Annotated in this window: 19 protein-coding genes and 1 pseudogene; 16 read left to right on the top strand and 4 right to left on the bottom strand. The window is 50.7% G+C overall.

Going from position 1 to position 26330, the window contains the following annotated elements:
• Window positions 1-23: 23 nt before the first annotated feature.
• The 12 genes and pseudogenes from yfhM to A1SC_RS26015 all read left to right on the top strand — a co-directional run.
• Window positions 24-4982 (top strand): alpha2-macroglobulin, encoded by a 4959-nt coding sequence (yfhM, locus tag A1SC_RS12660; RefSeq protein ID WP_016262257.1) that lies wholly within the window; start codon window positions 24-26, stop codon window positions 4980-4982.
• A complete protein-coding gene (pbpC, locus tag A1SC_RS12665; protein ID WP_016262256.1) occupies window positions 4983-7295 on the top strand; it encodes a peptidoglycan glycosyltransferase PbpC in 2313 nt (770 codons plus the stop codon).
• 148 nt (window positions 7296-7443) lie between these two features.
• Entirely contained in the window at window positions 7444-7875 is a 432-nt protein-coding gene (gene ndk / locus A1SC_RS12670) for a nucleoside-diphosphate kinase (RefSeq protein WP_000963841.1), read from the top strand.
• A 149-nt stretch (window positions 7876-8024) separates the two neighbouring features.
• Window positions 8025-9179, top strand: coding sequence for a dual-specificity RNA methyltransferase RlmN (locus tag A1SC_RS12675; RefSeq protein WP_000003330.1), 1155 nt, complete (start codon window positions 8025-8027; stop codon window positions 9177-9179).
• A gap of 284 nt (window positions 9180-9463) precedes the next feature.
• Entirely contained in the window at window positions 9464-10474 is a 1011-nt protein-coding gene (gene rodZ, locus A1SC_RS12680; protein ID WP_001090818.1) for a cytoskeleton protein RodZ, read from the top strand.
• 26 nt (window positions 10475-10500) lie between these two features.
• The gene (gene ispG, locus A1SC_RS12685) at window positions 10501-11619 is read left to right on the top strand and encodes a flavodoxin-dependent (E)-4-hydroxy-3-methylbut-2-enyl-diphosphate synthase (protein WP_016262255.1); all 1119 of its coding nucleotides are present in this window, start codon (window positions 10501-10503) and stop codon (window positions 11617-11619) included.
• 110 nt (window positions 11620-11729) lie between these two features.
• Window positions 11730-13004, top strand: a complete 1275-nt coding sequence (gene hisS, locus A1SC_RS12690) for a histidine--tRNA ligase (RefSeq protein ID WP_001107164.1) — start codon at window positions 11730-11732, stop codon at window positions 13002-13004.
• 17 nt (window positions 13005-13021) lie between these two features.
• Window positions 13022-13642: an ancillary SecYEG translocon subunit YfgM gene (gene yfgM, locus A1SC_RS12695; RefSeq protein ID WP_016262254.1), complete on the top strand. Its 621-nt coding sequence runs from the start codon at window positions 13022-13024 to the stop codon at window positions 13640-13642.
• A 10-nt stretch (window positions 13643-13652) separates the two neighbouring features.
• The gene (gene bamB / locus A1SC_RS12700) at window positions 13653-14831 is read left to right on the top strand and encodes an outer membrane protein assembly factor BamB (protein ID WP_001177078.1); all 1179 of its coding nucleotides are present in this window, start codon (window positions 13653-13655) and stop codon (window positions 14829-14831) included.
• A 117-nt stretch (window positions 14832-14948) separates the two neighbouring features.
• Window positions 14949-16424, top strand: a complete 1476-nt coding sequence (der, locus tag A1SC_RS12705) for a ribosome biogenesis GTPase Der (protein WP_001516872.1) — start codon at window positions 14949-14951, stop codon at window positions 16422-16424.
• A gap of 67 nt (window positions 16425-16491) precedes the next feature.
• Complete coding sequence (locus A1SC_RS12710) at window positions 16492-16713, top strand: zinc ribbon domain-containing protein (protein WP_000422354.1); 222 nt, start codon at window positions 16492-16494, stop codon at window positions 16711-16713.
• A gap of 182 nt (window positions 16714-16895) precedes the next feature.
• A pseudogene (locus tag A1SC_RS26015) lies at window positions 16896-17102 on the top strand (hypothetical protein); the annotation flags it as partial.
• A gap of 238 nt (window positions 17103-17340) precedes the next feature.
• Here A1SC_RS26015 and xseA read toward each other — a convergent pair.
• Window positions 17341-18717, bottom strand: coding sequence for an exodeoxyribonuclease VII large subunit (gene xseA, locus A1SC_RS12715; protein ID WP_016249069.1), 1377 nt, complete (start codon window positions 18715-18717; stop codon window positions 17341-17343).
• Window positions 18718-18878: 161 nt separating this feature from the next.
• Here xseA and guaB point away from each other — a divergent pair, with 161 nt between their 5' ends.
• Both guaB and guaA read left to right on the top strand, forming a co-directional pair.
• Complete coding sequence (gene guaB, locus A1SC_RS12720; RefSeq protein WP_001516870.1) at window positions 18879-20345, top strand: IMP dehydrogenase; 1467 nt, start codon at window positions 18879-18881, stop codon at window positions 20343-20345.
• Window positions 20346-20413: 68 nt separating this feature from the next.
• Complete coding sequence (guaA, locus tag A1SC_RS12725; RefSeq protein ID WP_000138266.1) at window positions 20414-21991, top strand: glutamine-hydrolyzing GMP synthase; 1578 nt, start codon at window positions 20414-20416, stop codon at window positions 21989-21991.
• Window positions 21992-22140: 149 nt separating this feature from the next.
• Here the strand turns inward: guaA and A1SC_RS12730 are convergent, their stop codons facing one another.
• From A1SC_RS12730 to A1SC_RS0121625, 3 genes are all read right to left on the bottom strand, one after another.
• Window positions 22141-22683, bottom strand: a complete 543-nt coding sequence (locus A1SC_RS12730; RefSeq protein WP_000755156.1) for a DUF5384 family protein — start codon at window positions 22681-22683, stop codon at window positions 22141-22143.
• Window positions 22684-22698: 15 nt separating this feature from the next.
• Window positions 22699-23217 carry an outer membrane lipoprotein gene (locus tag A1SC_RS12735; RefSeq protein WP_010378956.1) on the bottom strand — a complete coding sequence of 173 codons (519 nt, stop codon included), beginning with the start codon at window positions 23215-23217 and terminating at the stop codon, window positions 22699-22701.
• A 310-nt stretch (window positions 23218-23527) separates the two neighbouring features.
• A complete protein-coding gene (locus A1SC_RS0121625; protein ID WP_000076002.1) occupies window positions 23528-23719 on the bottom strand; it encodes a YfgG family protein in 192 nt (63 codons plus the stop codon).
• Window positions 23720-23736: 17 nt separating this feature from the next.
• Between A1SC_RS0121625 and A1SC_RS25440 the strand changes: the two genes are divergently transcribed.
• Both A1SC_RS25440 and A1SC_RS12740 read left to right on the top strand, forming a co-directional pair.
• On the top strand, window positions 23737-23889 hold the full coding sequence (locus tag A1SC_RS25440; RefSeq protein ID WP_000019728.1) for a hypothetical protein: 153 nt from the start codon (window positions 23737-23739) through the stop codon (window positions 23887-23889).
• A gap of 180 nt (window positions 23890-24069) precedes the next feature.
• Window positions 24070-26313, top strand: coding sequence for a bifunctional diguanylate cyclase/phosphodiesterase (locus A1SC_RS12740; RefSeq protein WP_016262253.1), 2244 nt, complete (start codon window positions 24070-24072; stop codon window positions 26311-26313).
• Window positions 26314-26330 lie beyond the last annotated feature (17 nt).

Genomic DNA, 26330 nt, shown 5'->3' with positions numbered 1-26330 from the left:
GGCCATTGTGGCAGGGATGAGAGATGAAAAAGTTACGCATAGCCGCCTGCATGTTAATGCTGGCGCTGGCAGGGTGCGACAACAACGATAACGCGCCAATAGAGGTGAAAAAAGACGCGTCCTCAGAAGTTGCTAAAGACACATCGTCGGGAAATACGAATTCTGCAAAAACCTCCGCGGTAGAGCGACAAAAACTGGCACAACAGAGTGCCGGTAAAGCACTGACATTGCTGGATCTCTCTGAAGTACAACTCGATGGCGCAGCCACGCTGGTGCTGACTTTCTCCATCCCCCTCGACCCGGATCAGGATTTCTCGCGTGTTATCCATGTCGTCGATAAAAAGAGCGGCAAAGTGGATGGTGCCTGGGAGCTATCAGATAATCTCAAAGAGCTACGCTTGCGCCACCTTGAACCTAAACGTGATTTGATCGTCACTATTGGCAAGGAGGTCAAAGCTCTCAATAACGCAACCTTCAGTAAAGATTACGAAAAAACGATTTCTACCCGCGATATCCAACCCAGCGTCGGTTTTGCCAGCCGTGGTTCGCTGCTGCCCGGGAAAGTCGTTGAAGGGCTGCCGGTAATGGCGCTCAACGTTAATAATGTCGATGTTAACTTCTTCCGTGTGAAGCCTGAATCTCTGCCTGCTTTCATTAGCCAGTGGGAATACCGCAATTCGCTGGCGAACTGGCAATCGGACAAACTATTGCAGATGGCTGATTTGGTCTACACCGGGCGTTTTGATCTCAATCCTGCGCGTAACACCCGTGAAAAATTATTGCTGCCGCTGGGCGATATCAAGCCGCTTCAACAGGCGGGCGTGTATCTGGCGGTGATGAATCAGGCAGGACGTTACGATTACAGTAATCCGGCTACGTTGTTTACGTTAAGTGATATTGGCGTATCGGCCCACCGTTATCACAATCGTCTGGATATCTTTACCCAAAGCCTGGAAAACGGCGCGGCTCAGCAAGGAATTGAAGTCTCGTTATTAAATGAGGAAGGGCAGACTCTGGCTCAGGCGACCAGTGATGCACAGGGCCATGTGCAACTGGAAAATGACAAAAACGCGGCACTGCTGCTGGCGCGTAAAGACGGTCAGACAACGTTGCTTGATTTAAAACTTCCGGCGCTGGACTTAGCGGAATTTAACATTGCAGGCGCGCCAGGCTACAGCAAGCAGTTCTTTATGTTTGGCCCGCGCGATCTTTATCGCCCTGGCGAAACGGTAATTCTCAATGGGTTATTGCGGGATGCGGACGGTAAAATGTTACCGGATCAACCTGTCAAACTGGACGTGATTAAACCCGACGGGCAGGTTCTTAGGAGCGTCGTTAGTCAGCCGCAAAATGGCCTCTATCACTTTACCTGGCCACTCGATAGCAGTGCGCCAACAGGCATGTGGCATATCCGCGCTAACACGGGCGATAACCAGTATCGAATGTGGGATTTCCACGTCGAAGATTTCATGCCTGAGCGTATGGCGCTGAATCTGAGTGGCGAGAAAACGCCGTTAACGCCGAAAGATGAGGTGAAATTCTCTGTGGTGGGTTACTACCTGTACGGAGCGCCTGCTAACGGTAATACCTTGCAGGGGCAGCTTTTCCTGCGGCCACTGCGTGAAGCGGTTGCTGCATTACCCGGTTTCGAATTTGGTGATATTGCTGCCGAAAACCTTTCCCGATCATTGGATGAAGTCCAGTTGACGCTGGATGATAAAGGGCGCGGCGAAGTTTCTACAGAAAGTCAGTGGAAAGAAACACATTCTCCATTGCAGGTTATTTTCCCGGGGAGTTTACTGGAATCCGGCGGCCGCCCGGTGACGCGCCGTGTTGAACAGGCTATCTGGCCTGCGGATGCGTTGCCAGGGATCCGCCCGCAGTTCTCGTCAAAATCGGTTTACGATTACCGCACTGACAGCACGGTAAAACAGCCCATTGTTGATGAAGACAGTAACGCTGCTTTTGATATCGTTTATAGCGATGCACAGGGCGTGAAAAAAGCCGTGTCGGGCTTGCAGGTGAGACTGATTCGTGAACGTCGTGATTACTACTGGAACTGGTCGGAAGATGAAGGCTGGCGGTCGCAGTTTGATCAAAAAGATCTGATCGAAAATGAGCAAACACTGGATCTGCAAGCGGGTGAAACCGGCAAAGTGAGTTTCCCGGTAGAGTGGGGCGCTTATCGTCTGGAAGTTAAAGCGCCGAATGAAGCGGTCAGTAGCGTGCGTTTTTGGGCCGGATATAGCTGGCAGGATAATAGCGACGGTAGCGGTGCGGTGCGACCAGACCGTGTCACGATGAAACTGGATAAAGCCAGTTATCGACCTGGCGATACGATCAAGTTGCATATTGCTGCGCCAACGGCGGGTAAAGGCTACGCGATGGTCGAGTCCAGTGAAGGGCCGCTGTGGTGGCAAGAGATTGATGTCCCGGCACAAGGGCTGGATTTGATGATTCCGGTCGATAAAACCTGGAATCGACATGACCTCTATTTAAGTACGCTGGTGGTTCGTCCGGGAGATAAATCTCGTTCCGCGACGCCAAAACGTGCGGTTGGCGTGTTGCATTTGCCGCTTGGCGATGAAAACCGTCGCCTCGATCTGGCGTTGGAAACACCAACAAAAATGCGCCCCAATCAGCCATTAACCGTGAAAATCAAAGCCAGCAATAAAAATGGTGAGATGCCAAAACAGGTGAATGTGCTGGTGTCGGCCGTTGATAGTGGTGTGCTGAATATCACTGATTACGTTACACCAGATCCGTGGCAGGCATTCTTTGGTCAGAAACGTTATGGTGCTGATATTTACGATATTTACGGTCAGGTTATTGAAGGTCAGGGACGTCTGGCAGCGCTGCGCTTTGGTGGCGATGGCGATGAGCTGAAACGCGGGGGTAAACCGCCCGTGAACCACGTCAATATTGTTGCGCAACAGGCACAGCCGGTAACGCTCAACGAACAGGGGGAAGGTACGGTTACGCTACCCATTGGCGATTTTAATGGTGAGCTACGAGTCATGGCGCAGGCCTGGACAGCGGATGACTTCGGCAGCAGCGAAAGTAAAGTGGTTGTTGCCGCACCGGTGATAGCGGAACTGAATATGCCACGCTTTATGGCCAGCGGCGATACCTCGCGTCTGACGCTGGATATCACTAATCTTACCGATAAACCGCAAAAACTGAACGTTGCTCTGACCGCCAGCGGTTTACTTGAACTGGTGAGTAACTCGCCCGCAGGCGTTGAATTAGCGCCAGGCGTGCGAACTACGCTGTTTATCCCGGTACGCGCACTGGCGGGCTATGGCGATGGCGAAATTCGGGCCACCATTAGCGGGTTAGTGTTACCGGGTGAAACCGTTGCCGATCAGCATAAGCAGTGGAAAATTGGCGTCCGTCCGGCATTCCCGGCACAAACGGTCAATTATGGTACGGCGTTGCAGCCTGGTGAAACATGGGCGATGCCAACTGATGGATTGCAAAACTTCTCGCCTGTTACGCTGGAAGGACAGTTGTTGTTGAGCGGCAAACCACCGCTGAACATTGCTCGTTATATTAAAGAGTTAAAAGCGTATCCTTACGGATGTCTGGAGCAAACCACCAGCGGCCTGTTCCCGTCACTTTATACCAACGCCGCCCAGCTACAGGCATTGGGTATCAAAGGCGACAGTGATGATAAACGCCGTGCGGCAGTCGATATTGGCATTTCGCGTTTGCTGCAAATGCAACGTGATAACGGCGGCTTTGCGCTGTGGGATAAAAACGGTGACGAAGAGTACTGGCTGACTGCTTACGTGATGGATTTTCTGGTTCGCGCAGGTGAGCAGGGTTACAGCGTGCCGACAGAAGTCATTAACCGGGGAAATGAGCGTCTGCTGCGCTATTTACAAGATCCGGGCATGATGTCGATTCCGTATGCGGATAACCTCAAAGCCAGCAAGTTTGCCATACAGTCTTATGCTGCGCTGGTACTGGCACGGCAGCAAAAAGCACCGCTGGGTGCACTGCGTGAAATCTGGGAGCGTCGTGCAGATGCTGCTTCGGGTTTGCCACTGTTGCAACTTGGCGTTGCGCTGAAAACGATGGGCGATGCGACGCGTGGTGAAGAAGCGATTGCACTGGCGCTGAAAACGCCGCGCAATGATGAGCGGAAATGGCTGGGCGATTACGGTAGCCCACTGCGCGACAACGCGTTGATGCTCTCCTTGCTGGAAGAGAACAAACTGTTGCCAGATGATCAGAACACCTTATTGAACACGCTTTCGCAGCAGGCGTTTGGTGAACGTTGGCTATCAACTCAGGAAAGTAACGCGTTGTTCCTGGCTGCCCGTGCGATTCAGGATTTACCGGGCAAATGGCAGGCGCAAACGTCTTTCTCTGCCGCACCGCTGACAGGCGAGAAAGCGCAAAACAGCAATCTGAATAGCGATCAACTTGCAACTTTGCAGGTAACCAACAGTGGCGACCAACCGCTATGGCTGCGTGTGGATGCCAGCGGTTATCCGCAGTCTGCACCGCTTCCAGCGAATAATGTTCTGCAAATTGAGCGCCATATATTAGGTACTGATGGTAAGAGCAAGTCTCTGGACTCGTTGCGTAGTGGCGATCTGGTGCTGGTCTGGTTGCAGGTAAAAGCCAGTAACAGCGTGCCGGATGCGCTGGTGGTTGATTTGTTGCCAGCGGGTCTGGAACTGGAAAACCAGAACCTGGCGAACGGCAGCGCCAGTCTGGAACAAAGTGGTGGCGAAGTGCAAAACTTGCTCAATCAAATGCAGCAAGCGAGCATTAAGCACATTGAGTTCCGTGACGATCGCTTTGTGGCCGCGGTTGCCGTTGATGAATATCAACCGGTAACGCTGGTATATCTGGCGCGGGCGGTAACGCCGGGAACGTATCAGATGCCGCAGCCGATGGTGGAATCGATGTATGTTCCCCAATGGCGGGCGACGGGTGCGACTGAAGATTTGCTGATTGTCAGACCGTAAATGCCTCGTCTGTTAACAAAACGCGGCTGCTGGATAACGCTGGCAGCCGCGCCTTTTATCATCATTCTGGCGGCGTGGGGAGCAGATAAACTCTGGCCTCTGCCGCTACATGAAGTCAATCCCGCACGCGTGGTTGTGGCGCAGGACGGTACGCCACTGTGGCGCTTTGCTGATGCAGATGGTATCTGGCGTTATCCGGTAGCAATCGAAGATGTTTCTCCACGTTATATTGAAGCACTGATTAATTACGAAGATCGCTGGTTCTGGAAGCATCCGGGCGTAAACCCGTTCTCGGTGGCGCGCGCAGCCTGGCAGGATCTGACTTCTGGTCGGGTTATCTCTGGCGGTAGCACGCTCACCATGCAAGTGGCGCGTCTGCTTGATCCTCACCCCAAAACATTTGGCGGCAAAATTCGTCAGCTCTGGCGCGCGTTTCAACTGGAGTGGCATCTGTCTAAACGTGAAATTCTGACTTTGTATCTTAATCGCGCCCCGTTTGGCGGTACGTTGCAGGGAGTTGGGGCAGCAAGCTGGGCTTATCTTGGGAAATCGCCTGCAAATTTAAGCTATTCCGAGGCAGCAATGCTGGCGGTATTACCGCAAGCACCCAGTCGGCTGCGCCCGGATCGCTGGCCGGAGCGTGCCGAGGCTGCGCGTAATAAAGTGCTCAAACGGATGGCAGTGCAAGGTGTATGGTCCCGTGAGCAGGTAAAAGAGTCAATCGAAGAACCTGTCTGGCTGGCACCCAGACAGATGCCAAAACTGGCACCGCTGTTTTCGCGGATGATGCTCGGTAAAAGTAAAAGCGACAAAATCGTTACTACACTGGATGCAGGCCTTCAGCGGCGTCTGGAAGAACTGGCGCTAAACTGGAAAGGACGATTGCCGCCGCGCAGTTCACTGGCGATGATCGTGGTTGATCATACTGATATGCGTGTTCGCGGCTGGGTAGGATCGGTTGATCTCAATGATGATTCACGCTTTGGTCATGTCGATATGGTTAATGCGATCCGATCGCCGGGATCGGTGCTTAAACCGTTTGTCTATGGTCTGGCGCTGGATGAGGGATTGATCCATCCGGCATCGTTGTTGCAGGACGTCCCCCGACGCACCGGCGATTATCGACCAGGTAACTTTGATAGCGGATTTCATGGCCCGATCAGCATGAGCGAGGCGCTGGTGCGCTCGCTGAACTTACCCGCCGTGCAGGTGCTGGAAGCCTATGGTCCGAAACGGTTTGCGGCAAAGCTGCGTAACATCGGGTTACCGCTGTTTCTGCCCAACGGTGCTGCGCCGAATCTGTCGCTCATTCTCGGTGGCGCAGGTGCAAAACTGGAAGATATGGCAGCAGCGTATACCGCTTTTGCTCGCCGCGGTAAGGCAGGTAAATTGCGCTTACAGCCTGACGCCCCCCTGCTTGAACGCCCCTTAATGTCGCCGGGGGCTGCGTGGATCATCCGCCGGATCATGGCTGATGAAGCGCAACCCTTGCCGGATGGCGCTTTGCCGCGCGTCGTACCACTGGCATGGAAAACTGGCACCAGTTATGGCTATCGAGATGCATGGGCGATAGGTATAAATGCTCGCTATATCATCGGTATCTGGACCGGCAGGCCGGACGGTACGCCTGTTGTTGGTCAGTTTGGCTTTGCCAGCGCCGTACCGTTGTTGAATCAGGTCAATAATATCTTACTGTCGCGCAGTGCAAATCTGCCAGAAGACCCACGTCCGAACTCTGTAAGCCGTGGTGTTATCTGCTGGCCGGGCGGGCAGTCTTTGCCGGAAGGTGACAGTAACTGTCGGCGTCGCCTGGCAACCTGGTTACTGGATGGAAGCCAGCCGCCAACTCTGTTACTGCCGGAGCAGGAAGGGATTAATGGCATACGTTTCCCTATCTGGCTGGATGAAAATGGCAAACGAGTCGCCGCCGATTGTCCACAGGCGCGACAAGAAATGATAAATGTCTGGCCGCTACCGCTGGAACCCTGGCTGCCTGCTCCGGAACGCCGGGCTGTGCGTTTGCCTCCGGCATCGACAATGTGCCCGCCATACGGTCGCGATGCCCAACTCCCGTTGCAACTAACAGGAGTACGTGATGGCACCATTATTAAGCGATTACCTGGCGCTGCTGATGCTTCTTTGCCTGTGCAAACCAGTGGTGGCGCAGGTGAACGCTGGTGGTTTCTTAATGGTGAGCCGTTAACTGAACGTGGGCGTAACGTTACGCTGCGTTTGAGTGAAAAAGGCGATTATCAATTACTGGTGATGGATGAAATGGGGCAAGTAGCGACGGTGAGATTTTCCATGCAGTAGTCTGTTTCACGACGGTTTGTTGCTTAAGCTCGGTTTATTTTAAAAAAATGTTACCTTCATCAATAGTCAACGGCCTTGTTGCTCATTATAATCCGCGCCATCTCGTACGCTGGTACAGACAACAACAGAACAATTTACAGAGGTAAAAATGGCTATTGAACGTACTTTTTCCATCATCAAACCGAACGCGGTAGCAAAAAACGTCATTGGTAGTATCTTTGCGCGCTTCGAAGCTGCAGGGTTCAAAATTGTCGGCACTAAAATGCTGCACCTGACCGTTGAACAGGCTCGTGGTTTTTATGCTGAACACGATGGAAAACCGTTCTTTGATGGTCTGGTTGAGTTCATGACCTCTGGCCCGATCGTGGTTTCTGTGCTGGAAGGCGAAAATGCGGTTCAGCGTCACCGCGATCTGCTCGGCGCAACCAACCCGGCAAATGCGCTGGCGGGTACTCTGCGTGCTGATTACGCTGACAGCCTGACTGAAAACGGCACCCACGGTTCTGATTCCGTAGAATCTGCCGCTCGCGAAATCGCTTATTTCTTCGGTGAAGGCGAAGTGTGTCCGCGCACGCGTTAATAATTTCGTAAATGCCGCGTGCAAACGTGGCATCCGTGCGCCAGAATTTGTACAATGCAGCGCCCCCGGACGAGCAGCCGCTCACCGGGGCGTTTCTTTTTTCAACCCTCCAGGGGCCATAACGTGTAATAACGAGGCCGGAATAGCATATGTCTGAACAATTAGTCACACCTGAAAACGTCACCACGAAAGATGGGAAAATCAACCTGCTGGATCTCAACCGTCAGCAGATGCGGGAGTTTTTTAAAGAGTTAGGTGAAAAACCCTTCCGCGCCGATCAGGTGATGAAGTGGATGTATCATTATTGCTGCGACAACTTTGATGAGATGACCGACATCAACAAAGTGTTGCGCGGCAAGCTGAAAGAGGTGGCGGAAATCCGCGCACCGGAAGTGGTTGAAGAACAGCGCTCATCTGACGGCACCATTAAATGGGCGATTGCCGTGGGCGATCAGCGCGTCGAAACGGTGTATATCCCGGAAGATGACCGAGCCACACTTTGTGTCTCTTCGCAGGTAGGGTGTGCGCTGGAGTGTAAATTCTGTTCCACCGCCCAGCAGGGCTTTAACCGTAACCTGCGGGTGTCGGAAATTATCGGCCAGGTGTGGCGGGCGGCGAAAATCGTCGGCGCAGCAAAAATCACCGGTCAGCGCCCAATCACTAACGTTGTTATGATGGGCATGGGCGAGCCGCTGCTTAACCTGAACAATGTGGTTCCGGCGATGGAAATCATGCTCGATGACTTTGGCTTTGGCCTGTCTAAACGCCGCGTGACGCTCTCTACTTCGGGCGTGGTTCCGGCGCTGGATAAACTGGGCGATATGATTGACGTTGCACTGGCAATCTCTCTGCATGCACCAAATGATGAAATTCGTGACGAAATTGTACCGATCAATAAAAAGTACAATATCGAAACTTTCCTTGCCGCGGTGCGCCGTTATCTGGAGAAATCCAACGCTAACCAGGGCCGTGTTACTATCGAGTACGTGATGCTCGACCACGTTAATGACGGTACTGAACACGCGCACCAACTGGCGGAGCTGCTGAAAGATACGCCGTGTAAGATCAACCTGATTCCGTGGAACCCGTTCCCGGGTGCGCCGTATGGTCGTAGCTCGAACAGCCGTATCGATCGCTTCTCAAAAGTGCTGATGAGCTACGGTTTCACCACCATTGTGCGTAAAACCCGTGGTGATGATATCGACGCCGCTTGTGGCCAGTTAGCGGGAGATGTCATCGACCGTACTAAACGTACTCTGCGTAAACGGATGCAGGGTGAAACCATCGACATTAAAACGGTCTGATAGCCATTACGCCACGGTTACTTTATGTACCGTGGCGTAATGTTTTATGAATGTCGCATTAAGTTGCAATTGTCTGATCAATATTAACGGTGCGTTTTTGCTGACTTTAAGGCAGTATGTAACGATGCAACAGTAAGTTAGCTTTGATTCACGTGGGCTTTGTCACGAGCACACAGACAGTCTTATACTGTATGATAAAGGTTAACCTTACAGATGTTTCGCGGTGTGGGTGGGCGTGATGGTTCACCGGCATCCCAATTCTCATTTAAACGTACCTGCAGCGAATGAATACTGAAGCCACGCACGATCAAAATGAAGCACTTACCACCGGCGCTCGCTTGCGTAATGCCCGTGAACAAATTGGACTTAGCCAGCAAGCCGTTGCCGAACGACTTTGTTTGAAGGTTTCCACGGTACGCGACATTGAAGAAGATAAGGCACCAGCCGATCTTGCTTCAACATTCTTGCGCGGGTATATCCGCTCTTATGCGCGTCTGGTCCATATTCCAGAAGAAGAACTGCTGCCAGGGCTGGAAAAGCAGGCACCTCTGCGGGCCGCAAAAGTTGCGCCGATGCAGAGTTTCTCCCTCGGGAAGCGACGTAAAAAACGCGATGGCTGGTTGATGACCTTTACCTGGCTGGTTCTGTTTGTAGTGATTGGCCTGAGTGGTGCCTGGTGGTGGCAGGATCACAAAGCCCAGCAGGAAGAGATCACCACGATGGCTGATCAATCTACCGCGGAATTGAATAATAACCAGAGCCAGAGTGTACCGTTAGATACGGCTACTGATCAGAACAGTACCACTACGTCGCCATCGGCGGCGGAGACCACCGTTACGAACACGCAAGCGCCAGCCGTGACGACGCCAGTTCCTGCTGTAGATCCACAGCAGAACGCGGTTGTTCCTCCTTCGCAGGCGAATGTTGATACTGCGGCCACTACTACACCGGCGGCTCCGGTTGCAACAACGACGCCAGATGCCGCAGCACCATTGCCAACCGATCAGGCTGCTGTAACAACGCCAGCGGCTGATCCTAATGCACTGGTCATGAACTTTACCGCCGATTGCTGGCTGGAAGTTACCGATGCTACCGGTAAAAAACTGTTCAGCGGGATGCAACGTAAAGGCGGTAATTTGAATTTAGCCGGTCAGGCACCGTATAAACTGAAAATTGGTGCGCCAGCCGCAGTGCAGATCCAGTATCAAGGGAAACCTGTCGATCTGAGTCGTTTTATCAGAACTAACCAGGTTGCGCGTCTGACCCTAAATGCCGAACAATCACCGGCGCAGTAACAGACGGGTAACGCGGGAGATTTTTCATGCATAACCAGGCTCCAATTCAACGTAGAAAATCAACACGTATTTACGTTGGGAATGTGCCGATTGGCGATGGTGCTCCCATCGCCGTACAGTCCATGACTAATACGCGCACGACGGATGTCGAAGCGACGGTCAATCAAATCAAGGCGCTGGAACGTGTCGGTGCCGATATCGTTCGCGTCTCTGTACCGACGATGGACGCTGCAGAAGCGTTCAAACTTATCAAGCAGCAGGTTAATGTGCCGCTGGTGGCCGACATCCACTTCGACTATCGCATTGCGCTGAAAGTGGCGGAATATGGCGTTGATTGCTTGCGCATTAACCCTGGTAATATCGGCAATGAAGAGCGTATTCGCATGGTGGTTGACTGCGCGCGCGATAAAAACATTCCGATTCGTATTGGCGTTAACGCCGGATCGTTGGAAAAAGATCTGCAAGAAAAATATGGCGAACCGACGCCGCATGCGCTGCTGGAATCCGCTATGCGTCATGTTGATCATCTCGATCGCCTGAACTTTGATCAGTTCAAAGTCAGCGTGAAAGCGTCTGACGTCTTCCTGGCCGTGGAGTCTTACCGTCTGTTGGCAAAACAGATCGATCAGCCGTTGCATCTGGGTATTACCGAAGCCGGTGGCGCACGTAGCGGGGCAGTGAAATCCGCTATTGGTTTAGGTCTGCTGTTGTCGGAAGGCATTGGCGATACGCTGCGCGTATCACTGGCGGCAGATCCGGTTGAAGAGATCAAAGTCGGTTTTGATATTTTGAAATCGCTGCGGATCCGTTCGCGCGGGATCAACTTCATTGCCTGTCCGACCTGTTCTCGTCAGGAATTCGACGTTATTGGTACGGTCAACGCGCTGGAGCAGCGTCTGGAAGATATCATCACCCCGATGGACGTTTCTATCATCGGCTGTGTGGTGAACGGTCCTGGCGAGGCGTTGGTTTCCACGCTTGGCGTCACGGGCGGCAACAAGAAAAGCGGCCTCTATGAAGATGGCGTGCGCAAAGACCGTCTGGACAACAACGACATGATCGACCAGTTGGAAGCACGCATTCGTGCAAAAGCCAGCCAACTGGACGAAGCGCGTCGAATTGACGTTCAGCAGGTTGAAAAATAATAACGTGATGGGAAGCGTCTCGCTTCCCGTGTATGATTGAACCCGCATGGCTCCCGAAATATTGAGGGAAGCGTTGAGGGTTCATTTTTATATTCAGAAAGAGAATAAACGTGGCAAAAAACATTCAAGCCATTCGCGGCATGAACGATTACCTGCCTGGCGAAACGGCCATCTGGCAGCGCATTGAAGGCACACTGAAAAACGTGCTCGGCAGCTACGGTTACAGTGAAATCCGCTTGCCGATTGTAGAGCAGACCCCGCTATTCAAACGTGCGATTGGTGAAGTCACCGACGTGGTTGAAAAAGAGATGTACACCTTTGAGGATCGCAATGGCGACAGCCTGACTTTGCGCCCTGAAGGGACGGCGGGCTGTGTACGCGCCGGCATCGAGCATGGTCTTCTGTACAATCAGGAACAGCGTCTGTGGTATATCGGGCCAATGTTCCGTCACGAGCGTCCGCAAAAAGGGCGTTATCGTCAGTTCCATCAGTTGGGCTGCGAAGTCTTCGGTCTGCAAGGCCCGGATATCGACGCCGAACTGATTATGCTCACCGCCCGCTGGTGGCGCGCGCTGGGTATCTCTGAACACGTTACCCTCGAGCTGAACTCAATTGGTTCGCTGGAAGCGCGTGCCAATTACCGCGATGCGCTGGTTGCTTTCCTCGAACAGCATAAAGAAAAGCTGGACGAAGACTGCAAACGCCGCATGTATACCAACCCGCTGCGCGTGCTGGACTCCAAGAATCCGGAAGTGCAGGCGCTACTTAACGATGCTCCGGCGTTGGGCGATTATCTGGACGAAGAGTCTCGCGAGCACTTTGCTGGTCTTTGCAAACTGCTGGAGAGCGCAGGTATCGCCTACACCGTAAATCAGCGTCTGGTTCGTGGTCTGGATTACTACAACCGTACCGTTTTCGAGTGGGTGACTAACAGTCTTGGTTCTCAGGGCACAGTGTGCGCAGGCGGTCGTTATGACGGTCTGGTGGAACAACTGGGCGGACGCGCAACACCGGCAGTGGGTTTTGCAATGGGCCTCGAACGTCTTGTGTTGTTAGTTCAGGCAGTTAATCCGGAATTTAAAGCCGATCCTGTTGTCGATATATACCTGGTGGCCTCAGGTGCTGATACTCAATCTGCGGCTATGGCATTAGCTGAGCGTCTGCGTGATGAATTACCTGGCGTGAAATTGATGACCAACCACGGCGGCGGCAACTTTAAGAAACAGTTTGCCCGTGCTGATAAATGGGGCGCATGTGTTGCTGTGGTGCTGGGTGAGTCCGAAGTGGCCAACGGCACGGCAGTAGTGAAGGATTTGCGCTCTGGTGAGCAAACGGCAGTTGCGCAGGATAGCGTAGCTGCGCATTTGCGCACGTTACTGGGTTAAGGAAGGAGAAGGACTGCGTGGAAATTTACGAGAACGAAAACGACCAGGTTGAAGCAGTTAAACGCTTTTTTGCTGAAAATGGCAAAGCACTGGCTGTTGGGGTGATTTTAGGTGTTGGCGCACTGATTGGCTGGCGCTACTGGAACAGCCATCAGGTTGAGTCCTCACGATCCACTTCTCTTGCTTATCAAAATGCGGTTACCGCAGTGAGCGAAGGCAAACCGGACAGCATCCCGGCGGCGGAAAAATTCGCTGCTGAAAATAAAAATACTTATGGCGCGCTGGCTTCTTTGGAACTTGCGCAGCAATTTGTTGACAAAAATGAACTAGAGAAAGCTGCCGCCCAATTACAACAAGGGTTGGCGGACACGAGCGATGAAAATCTCAAAGCCGTGATAAATCTGCGTCTTGCCCGAGTTCAGGTGCAGCTCAAGCAGGCTGATGCCGCGCTGAAAACCCTCGATACCATTAAAGGTGAAAGTTGGGCTGCTATTGTTGCTGACCTGCGTGGTGAAGCATTGCTGAGCAAAGGTGATAAGCAAGGTGCGCGTAGTGCGTGGGAAACAGGCGTGAAAAGCGATGTTACCCCGGCACTGAGTGAAATGATGCAGATGAAAATTAATAATTTGTCCATCTGAGAGGGACCCGATGCAATTGCGTAAATTACTGCTGCCAGGAATGCTTTCCGTTACCCTTTTAAGCGGCTGTTCGCTGTTTAACAGTGAAGAAGATGTGGTGAAGATGTCCCCATTACCGACCGTTGAAAACCAGTTTACGCCGACCACGGCGTGGAGCACTTCCGTTGGTAGCGGCATTGGTAACTTCTACTCTAATCTTCATCCGGCATTGGCGGATAACGTTGTCTATGCTGCCGATCGCGCTGGTTTGGTTAAAGCGATGAATGCGGATGACGGCAAAGAAATCTGGTCTGTCAGTCTGGCCGAGAAAGATGGCTGGTTATCTAAAGAGCCTGCGTTACTTTCCGGCGGCGTGACCGTCGCGGGTGGTCATGTCTATATTGGCAGCGAAAAAGCGCAGGTTTACGCGCTGAACACCAGCGATGGTACTGTTGCATGGCAAACCAAAGTAGCGGGTGAAGCACTTTCTCGTCCGGTAGTCAGTGACGGTCTGGTTTTGATTCACACCAGCAACGGTCAGTTGCAGGCGTTGAACGAAGCTGACGGCGCTGTTAAATGGACAGTTAACCTCGATATGCCTTCGCTCTCTCTGCGTGGCGAGTCTGCGCCAGCAACTGCATTTGGTGCGGCAGTGGTCGGTGGTGATAATGGTCGCGTCAGTGCTGTGTTGATGCAGCAGGGACAGATGATTTGGCAGCAGCGTATCTCCCAGGCGACCGGTTCTACCGAAATCGACCGTTTGAGCGATGTTGATACTACGCCGGTTGTGGTGAACGGTGTTGTTTTCGCGCTGGCCTATAATGGTAACCTGACGGCGCTTGATTTGCGCAGTGGTCAGATTATGTGGAAACGCGAGTTGGGGTCGGTGAATGATTTCATCGTCGACGGCAACCGCATCTATCTGGTCGATCAAAATGACCGGGTGATGGCGCTGACCATCGACGGTGGCGTTACACTGTGGACTCAAAGCGATCTGCTGCATCGCCTGCTGACGTCCCCGGTGCTGTATAATGGCAATCTGGTGGTGGGTGACAGCGAAGGTTATCTGCACTGGATTAACGTTGAAGATGGCCGTTTCGTTGCCCAGCAAAAAGTTGATAGCTCCGGTTTCCAGACTGACCCGGTTGCCGCTGATGGCAAACTGCTGATCCAGGCAAAAGACGGGACCGTGTATTCCATTACACGTTAATCGTCTCTGTCGTTCACTTTGAAAACGGCTCCTGGACAGGGGCCGTTTTCCTGTTTTTAACAACGACGCGAAAATTGCGGGCGTTGTCTGATGATTTATAAAAATGAGGCTTTAAACATGGTACCTGTGGTCGCGCTTGTCGGGCGCCCTAACGTAGGAAAATCCACGTTATTTAACCGTCTAACTCGCACCCGAGATGCGCTGGTTGCGGATTTCCCGGGTCTGACTCGTGACCGTAAGTACGGTCGTGCGGAAATTGAAGGCCGCGAGTTTATCTGTATTGATACCGGCGGGATTGACGGCACAGAAGACGGTGTAGAAACCCGCATGGCGGAACAATCGCTGCTGGCGATTGAAGAGGCGGATGTGGTGCTGTTTATGGTGGATGCACGCGCGGGCCTGATGCCAGCGGATGAAGCCATTGCCAAACATCTGCGTTCCCGCGAAAAGCCAACCTTCCTGGTGGCGAATAAAACCGACGGACTGGATCCGGATCAAGCAATCGTTGATTTTTATTCACTTGGTTTAGGTGAAATCTACCCGATTGCCGCTTCGCATGGTCGTGGTGTTTTGAGTCTGCTTGAGCATGTTCTGCTGCCGTGGATGGAAGATATCGCGCCGCAAGAAGAAGTGGATGAAGACGCGGAATATTGGGCGCAATTTGAAGCGCAAGAGAATGGCGAGGAAGAAGAAGAGGAAGACGACTTCGATCCGCAAAGTCTGCCGATCAAACTGGCGATAGTGGGTCGTCCGAACGTGGGTAAGTCTACACTCACTAACCGTATTCTCGGTGAAGAGCGCGTGGTGGTTTACGACATGCCCGGGACTACGCGTGACAGCATCTACATTCCAATGGAACGTGATGGACGTGAGTATGTACTCATTGACACAGCAGGCGTACGTAAACGTGGCAAAATTACCGATGCGGTAGAGAAGTTCTCGGTAATCAAAACGTTGCAGGCAATTGAAGATGCCAACGTTGTGATGCTGGTGATTGATGCACGCGAAGGTATTTCCGATCAGGATCTCTCCCTGCTGGGCTTTATTCTCAATAGTGGGCGCTCACTTGTGATTGTGGTGAACAAGTGGGATGGCCTGAGCCAGGAAGTGAAGGAGCAGGTGAAAGAGACGCTGGACTTCCGTCTGGGCTTTATCGATTTTGCTCGCGTGCACTTTATCTCTGCGTTGCATGGTAGTGGCGTTGGTAACCTGTTTGAATCAGTGCGTGAAGCGTATGACAGCTCTACCCGTCGCGTAGGCACGTCTATGCTGACGCGTATCATGACTATGGCTGTTGAAGACCACCAGCCGCCGCTGGTTCGCGGTCGTCGCGTGAAGCTGAAATATGCCCACGCCGGTGGTTACAACCCGCCGATTGTGGTAATCCACGGCAACCAGGTAAAAGACCTGCCGGATTCCTATAAGCGTTATCTGATGAATTACTTCCGCAAATCTCTGGATGTGATGGGTACGCCGATTCGTATTCAGTTTAAAGAAGGGGAAAACCCGTATGCGAACAAGCGTAACACCCTGACGCCGACCCAGATGCGTAAGCGCAAGCGTCTGATGAAGCACATCAAAAAAAATAAGTAATAGTAGGTAAGTACTTATCTATAGTTTCCCTCTCGTAAGTAGGGGGAAACTTATCGAAGGAGTTTATATGGAACTCAACTGCCCAATCTGTCAGAAACCTCTCGAGCGTAATGGTGACATCGCTCATTGTGAAACCTGTGACAAAAATTTCTCTCTCCAGGCATTGTGCCCTGATTGCCATCAGCCTTTGCAGGTACTCAAAGCCTGCGGTGCGGTAGATTACTTCTGTCAGAATGGTCACGGGCTTATTTCCCGCAAACGTGTTGAGTTTGTCCTTCCTGAATATTAAGTTTTATTTAAAATTTATATTCACACTATAAAAATTAGATTTATCAGTGTCTGGTCGATAAACAGATCGGTTAGACCATTTTAATTAAAATTGTATTTATATTTGCTTGAGTGATTTTTCCTTTATGTGTGGAATATACTGCCTGTCATTATTAATTTTTTGTATTGATATATTATTCAGGGATGGTGCATTGGGGGCGCTGTATTGTAATGATGCTGATCTCTGGTGCAGCCATTGCCGCACCGGAGACAAACATTAAACAAAATAACGACCCATAGCTCGAGTTCGGCAGCGAAGCGACCCGACAAGAAGCACAAAATAATAAAGGAACTTCATTTAAAGAACGCAGTGCCGATTACATCACCAACTCTGCAACACAAGGGTTTGAAAAACACATCGACCTCTGTTGAAAACAGAATTACCTTCTGGTGCAGTTGTTGTGGTGGCACCAAATGTCGCCAACGAAACCTGGGCGTTGGGACACTGAGTTGATTCAGGCAAATGTGATATAGCAAAACAGTGTGGAAGTATGAGTAATACGGCAGGGTACATTCAGTGATGCCCGGATTATATCTGGTGTTGGCATGGTGATATTGCCGGATGCGATACTGGCGCATCTTATCCGGCCTACGGATTAGCCGCTTTTTTACGTGGTTTGCGGGTTTTCATAACTGAACTGACTTCGCTGACCACCACGCCATCACCTAACCGCGTGGTCAACGTATCGCCCGCTTTGACCTGCTTAACCTGTTTCAGCACTGTGCCATCGGCGGCGCTGGTTACGCTATATCCACGCGCCAGTGTTGACAGCGGGCTCACGGCTTCCAGGTGTGTTACTGCATTACCAAAACGTTCACGTGTTACGCTAAGTTGTGCGTGTAACACTTCCGCCAGACGATATTCCAGTTGCTGAATCCGCGTTTGCGCGCGATGAATACGTGACTGCGGATTTTGCTGGGTTAGTCGCTGTGTTAATCGCTGCTGTTGCTGTCCGACACGTTTTAGCTGATTTTCCAGTGCAAAGCTCATCCGCTTTTGTAGACGTTCGAGAGTGGTTTGCTGACGCGCCAGCCGTAGCTGTGGGTGCTGCTGCTGTAATCGATGATGAATCTGTGTAAAACGCCGGGTGCGATTGGCGAGATAATAATCCATCGCCATCTCCAGTCGCTGACGGGCAGATTGCACCTGACGGAGTAATTCTTGCTGATTACGGCTCACCACTTCGGCGGCAGCCGATGGTGTGGGTGCTCGTAAATCGGCAACAAAATCGGCAATGGTCACATCAGTTTCATGTCCAACGGCGCTGACAACCGGAATGTGACTGGCAAAAATCGCCCGCGCTACGCGTTCGTCGTTAAAACTCCATAAATCTTCCAGCGACCCGCCGCCGCGCCCGACAATCAATACGTCGCACTCGTTGCGCTTATTCGCCAGTTCAATGGCGCGAACAATTTGCCCAGGCGCATCATCACCCTGTACGGCGGTAGGATAGATGATCACGGGTAGAGACGGATCGCGGCGTTTAAGCACATGCAAAATATCGTGCAACGCGGCACCGGTTTTTGAGGTGATGACACCTACACAGTGCGCGGGGGAGGGGAGTGGCTTCTTAAACTGTTGATCGAACAAACCTTCAGCCTGCAATTTCGCTTTTAGCTGTTCATACTTCTGTTGCAACAAGCCTTCACCGGCGGGCTGCATACTTTCAACGATTATCTGATAGTCACCACGCGGCTCATACAGCGTAATATTGGCGCGAACCAGCACCTGTTGCCCGTGCTGTGGGCGAAAGGCTACCCGGCGGTTGCTGTTACGGAACATTGCGCAGCGCACCTGGGCGGTATCGTCTTTGAGCGTAAAATACCAGTGACCGGAAGCCGGTTGCGTGAAGTTAGATATTTCACCGCTGATCCATACCTGTCCCATCTCATGCTCAAGCAGCAGACGAACCGTTTGATTCAGGCGACTAACGGTAAAAATTGCAGGGGATTGAGAAGGTAACATGTGAGCGAGATCAAATTCTAAATCAGCAAGTTATTCAGTCGATAGTAACCCGCCAGCAGGGGATAGCAAGCATTTTTTGCAAAAAGGGGTAGATGCAATCGGTTACGCTCTGTATAATGCCGCGGCAATATTTATTAACCACTCTGGTCGAGATATTGCCCATGCTACGTATCGCTAAAGAAGCTCTGACGTTTGACGACGTTCTCCTCGTTCCTGCTCATTCTACCGTCCTGCCGAATACCGCTGACCTCAGCACTCAACTGACGAAAACTATTCGTCTGAACATCCCTATGCTTTCCGCAGCAATGGATACCGTAACGGAAGCGCGCCTGGCTATTGCCCTGGCTCAGGAAGGCGGTATTGGCTTTATCCACAAAAACATGTCCATTGAACGCCAGGCGGAAGAAGTTCGCCGCGTGAAAAAACACGAGTCTGGCGTGGTGACTGACCCGCAGACTGTTCTGCCAACCACGACCCTGCGCGAGGTGAAAGAACTGACCGAGCGTAACGGTTTTGCTGGCTACCCGGTAGTAACCGAAGAAAACGAACTGGTTGGTATCATCACCGGTCGTGACGTGCGTTTTGTGACCGACCTGAATCAGCCGGTTAGCGTTTACATGACGCCGAAAGAGCGTTTGGTGACCGTGCGTGAAGGCGAAGCCCGTGAAGTTGTGCTGACCAAAATGCACGAAAAACGCGTTGAGAAAGCGCTGGTGGTTGATGATGAATTCCACCTGATTGGCATGATCACCGTGAAAGATTTCCAGAAAGCGGAGCGTAAACCGAACGCCTGTAAAGACGAGCAAGGCCGTCTGCGTGTTGGTGCGGCGGTTGGTGCTGGCGCAGGTAACGAAGAGCGTGTTGATGCGCTGGTGGCCGCTGGTGTTGACGTTCTGCTGATCGACTCCTCTCACGGTCACTCTGAAGGTGTTCTGCAACGTATTCGCGAAACCCGAGCCAAATACCCGGATCTGCAAATCATCGGCGGTAACGTCGCCACTGCTGCAGGCGCTCGTGCGCTGGCGGAAGCCGGTTGTAGCGCGGTTAAAGTTGGTATCGGCCCTGGTTCTATTTGTACCACCCGTATCGTCACTGGCGTAGGTGTTCCGCAGATCACCGCCGTTGCTGACGCAGTAGAAGCCCTGGAAGGCACCGGTATTCCAGTTATCGCTGACGGTGGTATTCGCTTCTCCGGCGATATCGCTAAAGCTATCGCTGCTGGCGCAAGCGCGGTGATGGTAGGCTCCATGCTGGCAGGTACGGAAGAATCTCCGGGTGAAATCGAACTCTACCAGGGCCGTTCTTATAAATCTTACCGTGGTATGGGCTCTCTGGGCGCGATGTCCAAAGGTTCTTCTGACCGTTACTTCCAGAGCGACAACGCCGCTGACAAACTGGTGCCAGAAGGCATCGAAGGCCGTGTGGCTTACAAAGGTCGCCTGAAAGAGATCATCCACCAGCAGATGGGCGGTCTGCGCTCCTGTATGGGCCTGACCGGCTGTGGTACTATCGACGAACTGCGTACTAAAGCGGAGTTTGTACGTATCAGCGGTGCTGGCATTCAGGAAAGCCACGTTCATGACGTGACCATCACCAAAGAGTCCCCGAACTACCGTATGGGCTCCTGATTCTCTTCGCCCGACTTCATGTCGGGCGATTTATATTATCTGTTTCACTTGCCTCGGAATAAGCGTCAATGACGGAAAACATTCATAAGCATCGCATCCTCATTCTGGACTTCGGTTCACAGTACACCCAACTGGTTGCGCGCCGCGTGCGTGAGCTGGGCGTTTACTGTGAACTGTGGGCATGGGATGTGACAGAAGCACAAATTCGTGACTTCAACCCAAGCGGCATTATTCTTTCCGGCGGCCCGGAAAGCACCACCGAAGAAAACAGCCCGCGAGCGCCGCAGTATGTCTTTGAAGCAGGCGTACCGGTATTCGGCGTTTGCTATGGTATGCAGACCATGGCGATGCAGTTAGGTGGTCATGTTGAAGCCTCTAACGAGCGTGAGTTTGGTTATGCACAGGTTGAAGTACAAACTGATAGCGCGCTCATTCGTGGTATCGAAGATGCGTTAAGTGCAGACGGCAAACCGCTGCTTGACGTGTGGATGAGCCACGGCGATAAGGTAACTGCAATTCCTGAGGGTTTCGTTACCGTAGCCAGCACCGAAAGTTGCCCGTTTGCCATAATGGCTAACGAAGAAAAACGTTTCTATGGCGTACAGTTCCACCCGGAAGTGACTCACACCCGTCAGGGGATGCGTATGCTGGAGCGTTTTGTGCGCGATATCTGCCAGTGTGAAGCACTGTGGACACCAGCAAAAATTATCGATGACGCCGTAGCCCGCATTCGCGAGCAGGTGGGCGATGATAAAGTGATCCTTGGCCTCTCTGGTGGCGTGGACTCTTCTGTTACTGCGATGCTTCTGCACCGTGCTATCGGTAAAAACCTGACCTGCGTATTCGTCGACAACGGCCTGCTGCGTCTGAATGAAGCTGAACAGGTAATGGATATGTTTGGTGATCGCTTCGGCCTGAACATCATTCACGTTCCGGCAGAAGAGCGTTTCCTGGCTGCGCTGGCGGGTGAAAACGATCCGGAAGCTAAACGTAAAATCATCGGTCGCGTCTTCGTTGAAGTATTCGATGAAGAAGCGCTGAAACTGGAAGATGTAAAGTGGCTGGCGCAGGGGACTATCTACCCTGACGTTATTGAATCCGCCGCTTCTGCGACGGGTAAAGCGCACGTTATCAAATCTCACCACAACGTAGGCGGCCTGCCGAAAGAGATGAAGATGGGCCTGGTTGAACCGCTGAAAGAGCTGTTCAAAGACGAAGTGCGTAAGATTGGTCTGGAGCTGGGTCTGCCGTACGACATGCTGTACCGCCACCCGTTCCCGGGGCCTGGCCTTGGCGTTCGCGTGCTGGGTGAAGTGAAGAAAGAGTACTGCGACCTGCTGCGCCGTGCGGATGCCATCTTCATTGAAGAACTGCGTAAAGCTGATCTGTACGACAAAGTCAGCCAGGCATTCACTGTCTTCCTGCCAGTACGCTCCGTAGGCGTAATGGGCGATGGTCGTAAATATGACTGGGTTGTCTCTCTGCGTGCTGTCGAAACCATCGACTTTATGACCGCACACTGGGCGCACCTGCCGTATGATTTCTTAGGGCGCGTTTCCAACCGTATTATCAATGAAGTGAATGGTATTTCCCGCGTGGTGTATGACATCAGCGGTAAGCCGCCAGCTACTATTGAGTGGGAATAAACCCGAACACTAAATGCTGAGGTTTTCTATTCGTACGAGGCTTCAGCATATTTTGGTAACAAAACCCTCTGTTCATCCACTGGAGGGTTTTTTATGCAATTAAAAGCCCATAATCCTCACGAATTACAGGCCTGGTAGTGGAAAGACGATTAATTAAACCAACTGTCTGATTTATTCTCTTCTGCTTTACCCACGCTTTTCATCAAATCACGACCACCTTCAGTCATATTCCTGTTAGCGTCAGCTTCAGATTGTACAACATCGGTTTGCGCTGCTTTGTGTTTCAGTTCCTGATCGATAAATTCGTTCTCACGCTTAACGCGCGCTTCTTCTTTTGCCAGCGCCAGTTTTTGCTTCTGAATCTCTAAGTTGCGCAGCTCATCTTCATAACTTTGATCGCGCTTTTTATCCGCAGTGAATTCGGCGTCCCGTTTATCCTGGCGAGCTTTTTTATCCGCTGCTGCTGCTGCCGCTCTTTTATTCGCTGCGGCCTGAGCGTTTGCGCGCCGTTGCTTCTCTTGCTGGATTTCCCTGTTGCGCTCCGCAACCCATTCGTCATGCTGCCTTTGTTCTTCATTTTTGCCTTGCTGTTCAGCTTCTGCGACCGCAGAGAGTTGATCCTGTAATGAAGAGGCGAAAGCCGGGCTACTAACAGCAGCTAATATGGCGGCGCAAAGAAAAACTTTCTTCATGAGTCCTCCTGATAGTTAGCTCTTTTCAGGACATTTTGTATTTGGCTGAATACGCGTTTCGTTATAAGTGGTGGTAATAACAACGGCTAAACCCGTTGTGAACTGGCATTCTTTACCCACTTGGGTGGAGGTGTACACTTTGGTGCCTTCCTTATAAGTTAAAGAGACACCTTCCACTAAGGTTTTATCATTCACCATAGTACCCGCTGCCGCGCCTACAGCTCCGCCACCAACTGCACCAGCAGTTGTTCCGGAGTTACTACCAGATCCAACGTTATGGCCGATAACGCCGCCTGCGACAGCGCCAATAAGTGCGCCAAAGGCTTGCGCATTCCGTTTATTTTGTGAGTTATCTACGGCAACTTTTGCGGGAAGAATGGAGATAATATTAACGGTTTTAGTTTCTTGCTTTGTATTCAGTTGATCGGTTTGATAGACATCGGCGGCATGGTCGTCAGCATTTGACTGGCATCCTGCCAGGGTGAATGACGCTAAAATTGCCACAGGCAGAAAACATTTTTTAAATTTCATCACTATTCCTTGTTGTACACATTACGAAAAATAAGACATTTAAGATCATCAAAAGAAGAAAGTAAATGTATTGCGGATAAAGGAATAGATTTAATTTATTAAAATTCACCAGGATAATAAATTAATAAAAAATATAATTGAAATATATATATTAATTTAATGTTTATTCCGTCCTTAGGCAAGATGATCGTCAGTCAGGGCAAAGAGGCGAGATTTAAGGTGAAAGAATGCTTGCCGCTTTGATAACAACAAAGAGCAACAGCATCTGACAACATTGAGCCGTCTTGTTCAGGAAGGATGACGAAGGTAACCGCTAACGTTGTACCGATGATTCGATAGAGAGTGTGGATTGTTGAGCTTCTTTTTTGCTCTGATGATGCTGCCAGGCACTGACGGACGAGTAGATAAAGCGGCCAAAGAAGAAGATAAAGCTAATGAGTAGTACGATACGGGTCATACGACTGTTAAATCGGTGTCGTTTTCGCATACTGGTTGCCTGACTCACAAAAGGTTCCTTGAAGTATGTCCCACTCAGGAGACGGTACTTACATTAAGGCACATCAGGAAAAAATGGTCAATTCTTCGTTATGTAAAAAAGCGTCAGTGGATACATATTTTAATGTTATGGAAATTAATTTAATTATTTACAGTGCTGATGTAATAATGATGAATTAACATAATAAACGTAATAATTCATTAATCAGGGTTATTTTGTTTGATATATATCAATTGGAACTTTCATATGACACTTAGAATCAATGTCCTCTATAGCGATGAGTAATCATCTTTCGAAGTCAGGTGGGATGCCTGTCTGAATACACCCCTTCAGGATGTGGGGGATTCTGCTGAGCATCTATGAAACTGAATGCAACTTATATAAAAATACGTGATAAATGGTGGGGGCTTCCGCTGATCCTGCCTTCTTTAATTTTACCTGTTTTCGCACAAATAAATACTTTCGCGCATATTTCCTCTGGTGAAGTATTTCTCTTTTATCTGCCCCTGGCTCTGATGATCAGCATGATGATGTTTTTTGGCTGGGCAGCATTACCGGGTATAGCATTAGGCATTTTTGTTCGTAAGTATGCGGAGCTTGGCCTTTACGAAACGCTTTCGTTAACGGCTAATTTTATTATCATTATTATTATTTGTTGGGGCGGTTACAGGGTCTTTACTCCCCGGCGTAACAACGTTTCACATGGCGATACCCGCTTAATTTCCCAGCGAATTTTTTGGCAGATTTTTTTTCCTGCAACGTTGTTCCTGGTGCTTTTCCAGTTTGCGGCGTTTGTAGGATTACTGGCGAGCAAAGAAAATCTGGTAGGCGTCATGCCTTTTAACCTTGGAACCTTAATCAATTATCAGGCCCTGCTGGTCGGTAATCTTATCGGTGTCCCGCTGTGCTATTTCATCATTCGGGTGGTGCGAAATCCACTTTATTTACGTAGCTATTATTCGCAGTTAAAACAGCAGGTTGACAGAAAAGTGACCAAAAAAGAATTTGCGATCTGGTTACTGGCTTTAGGTACGTTGCTGTTGCTGTTATGTATGCCGTTAAATGAAAAAAGCACAATTTTTAGCACCAACTATACGTTATCGTTATTGTTGCCGCTGATGATGTGGGGAGCAATGCGCTACGGCTATAAGTTTATATCGCTGCTCTGGGCGGTAGTGCTGATGATCAGTATTCACAGCTATCAGAATTACATTCCCCTTTATCCAGGATATACCACGCAACTGACCATAACTTCCTCCAGTTATTTAGTTTTTTCTTTTATTGTCAATTATATGGCTGTACTGGCAACCCGTCAGCGAGCGGTGGTCAGACGCATTCAACGGCTTGCCTATGTGGACCCGGTTGTTCATCTGCCAAATATTCGCGCCCTGAACCGCGCGCTGCGCGATGCACCCTGGTCCGTGCTATGTTATTTACGCATCCCAGGCATGGAAATGCTGGTAAAGAACTATGGCATCATGCTACGCATTCAATATAAACAAAAAATTTCACACTGGCTGACATCATTGTTGGAGCCGGGCGAATCTGTTTATCAGCTTTCCGGCAACGACCTTGCGTTACGACTGAATACAGAATCACACCAGGAGCGCATTACCGCGCTGGATAACCATCTGAAGCAGTTTCGTTTCTTTTGGGATGGAATACCGTTACAACCTCAGATTGGCGTTAGTTATTGCTATGTCCGCTCACCGGTTAATCATATATACCTGCTGCTCGGGGAGTTAAATACGGTTGCCGAACTTTCCATCGTGACCAATACCCCGGAAAATATGCAACGTCGTGGGGCAATGTATTTACAACGGGAATTAAAAGACAAAGTGGCGATGATGAATCGGCTACAGCAGGCGCTTGAGCATAACCAGTTTTGCCTGATGGCCCAGCCGATTACTGGGGTGCGTGGTGATGTCTATCATGAAATTCTGCTGCGCATGAAAGGAGAGAACGATGAACTCATCAATCCTGACAATTTCTTACCGGTTGCGCATGAATTTGGCTTATCGTCCAGCATCGACATGTGGGTCATCGAACATACACTGCAATTTATGGCGGAAAATAGAGAAAAAATGCCTGCCTGCCGATTTGCTATTAACCTGTCGCCAACTTCCGTTTGTCAGGCGCATTTTCCTTTGAACGTCAGTCATTTTTTAGCTAAATATCAAATAGAAGCGTGGCAGCTTATTTTTGAGGTAACAGAAAGTAATATCCTGACCAATGTTAAACAGGCACAGAATACGTTGCAGCATCTTCAGGAGTTAGGATGCCAAATTGCAATTGATGATTTTGGCACCGGCTATGCCAGTTATGCGCGGCTAAAAAATGTGAATGCCAATTTATTAAAAATTGATGGCAGCTTCATACGCAATATTGTCTCGAATAGTCTGGATTACCAGATAGTGGCGTCAATTTGTCATCTGGCGCGAATGAAGAAAATGCAAGTGGTTGCGGAATATGTTGAAAATGAAGAGATTCGCCAGGCGGTTCATTCTTTGGGTATTGATTACCTGCAAGGCTTTTTGATTGGTGAACCGCAACTGTTAGTGGATATGCTGGATGAAAGAGAACCTGTCCGGGAAAGCGCGTAATTTATTGGGGCCGACAT

This window comes from Escherichia sp. KTE52, from assembly GCF_000408325.1.
Lineage (GTDB): Bacteria > Pseudomonadota > Gammaproteobacteria > Enterobacterales > Enterobacteriaceae > Escherichia > Escherichia marmotae.
The sequence above is the reverse complement of the archived record's forward strand: the minus strand, read 5'-3'. Positions and strand labels throughout refer to the sequence as shown.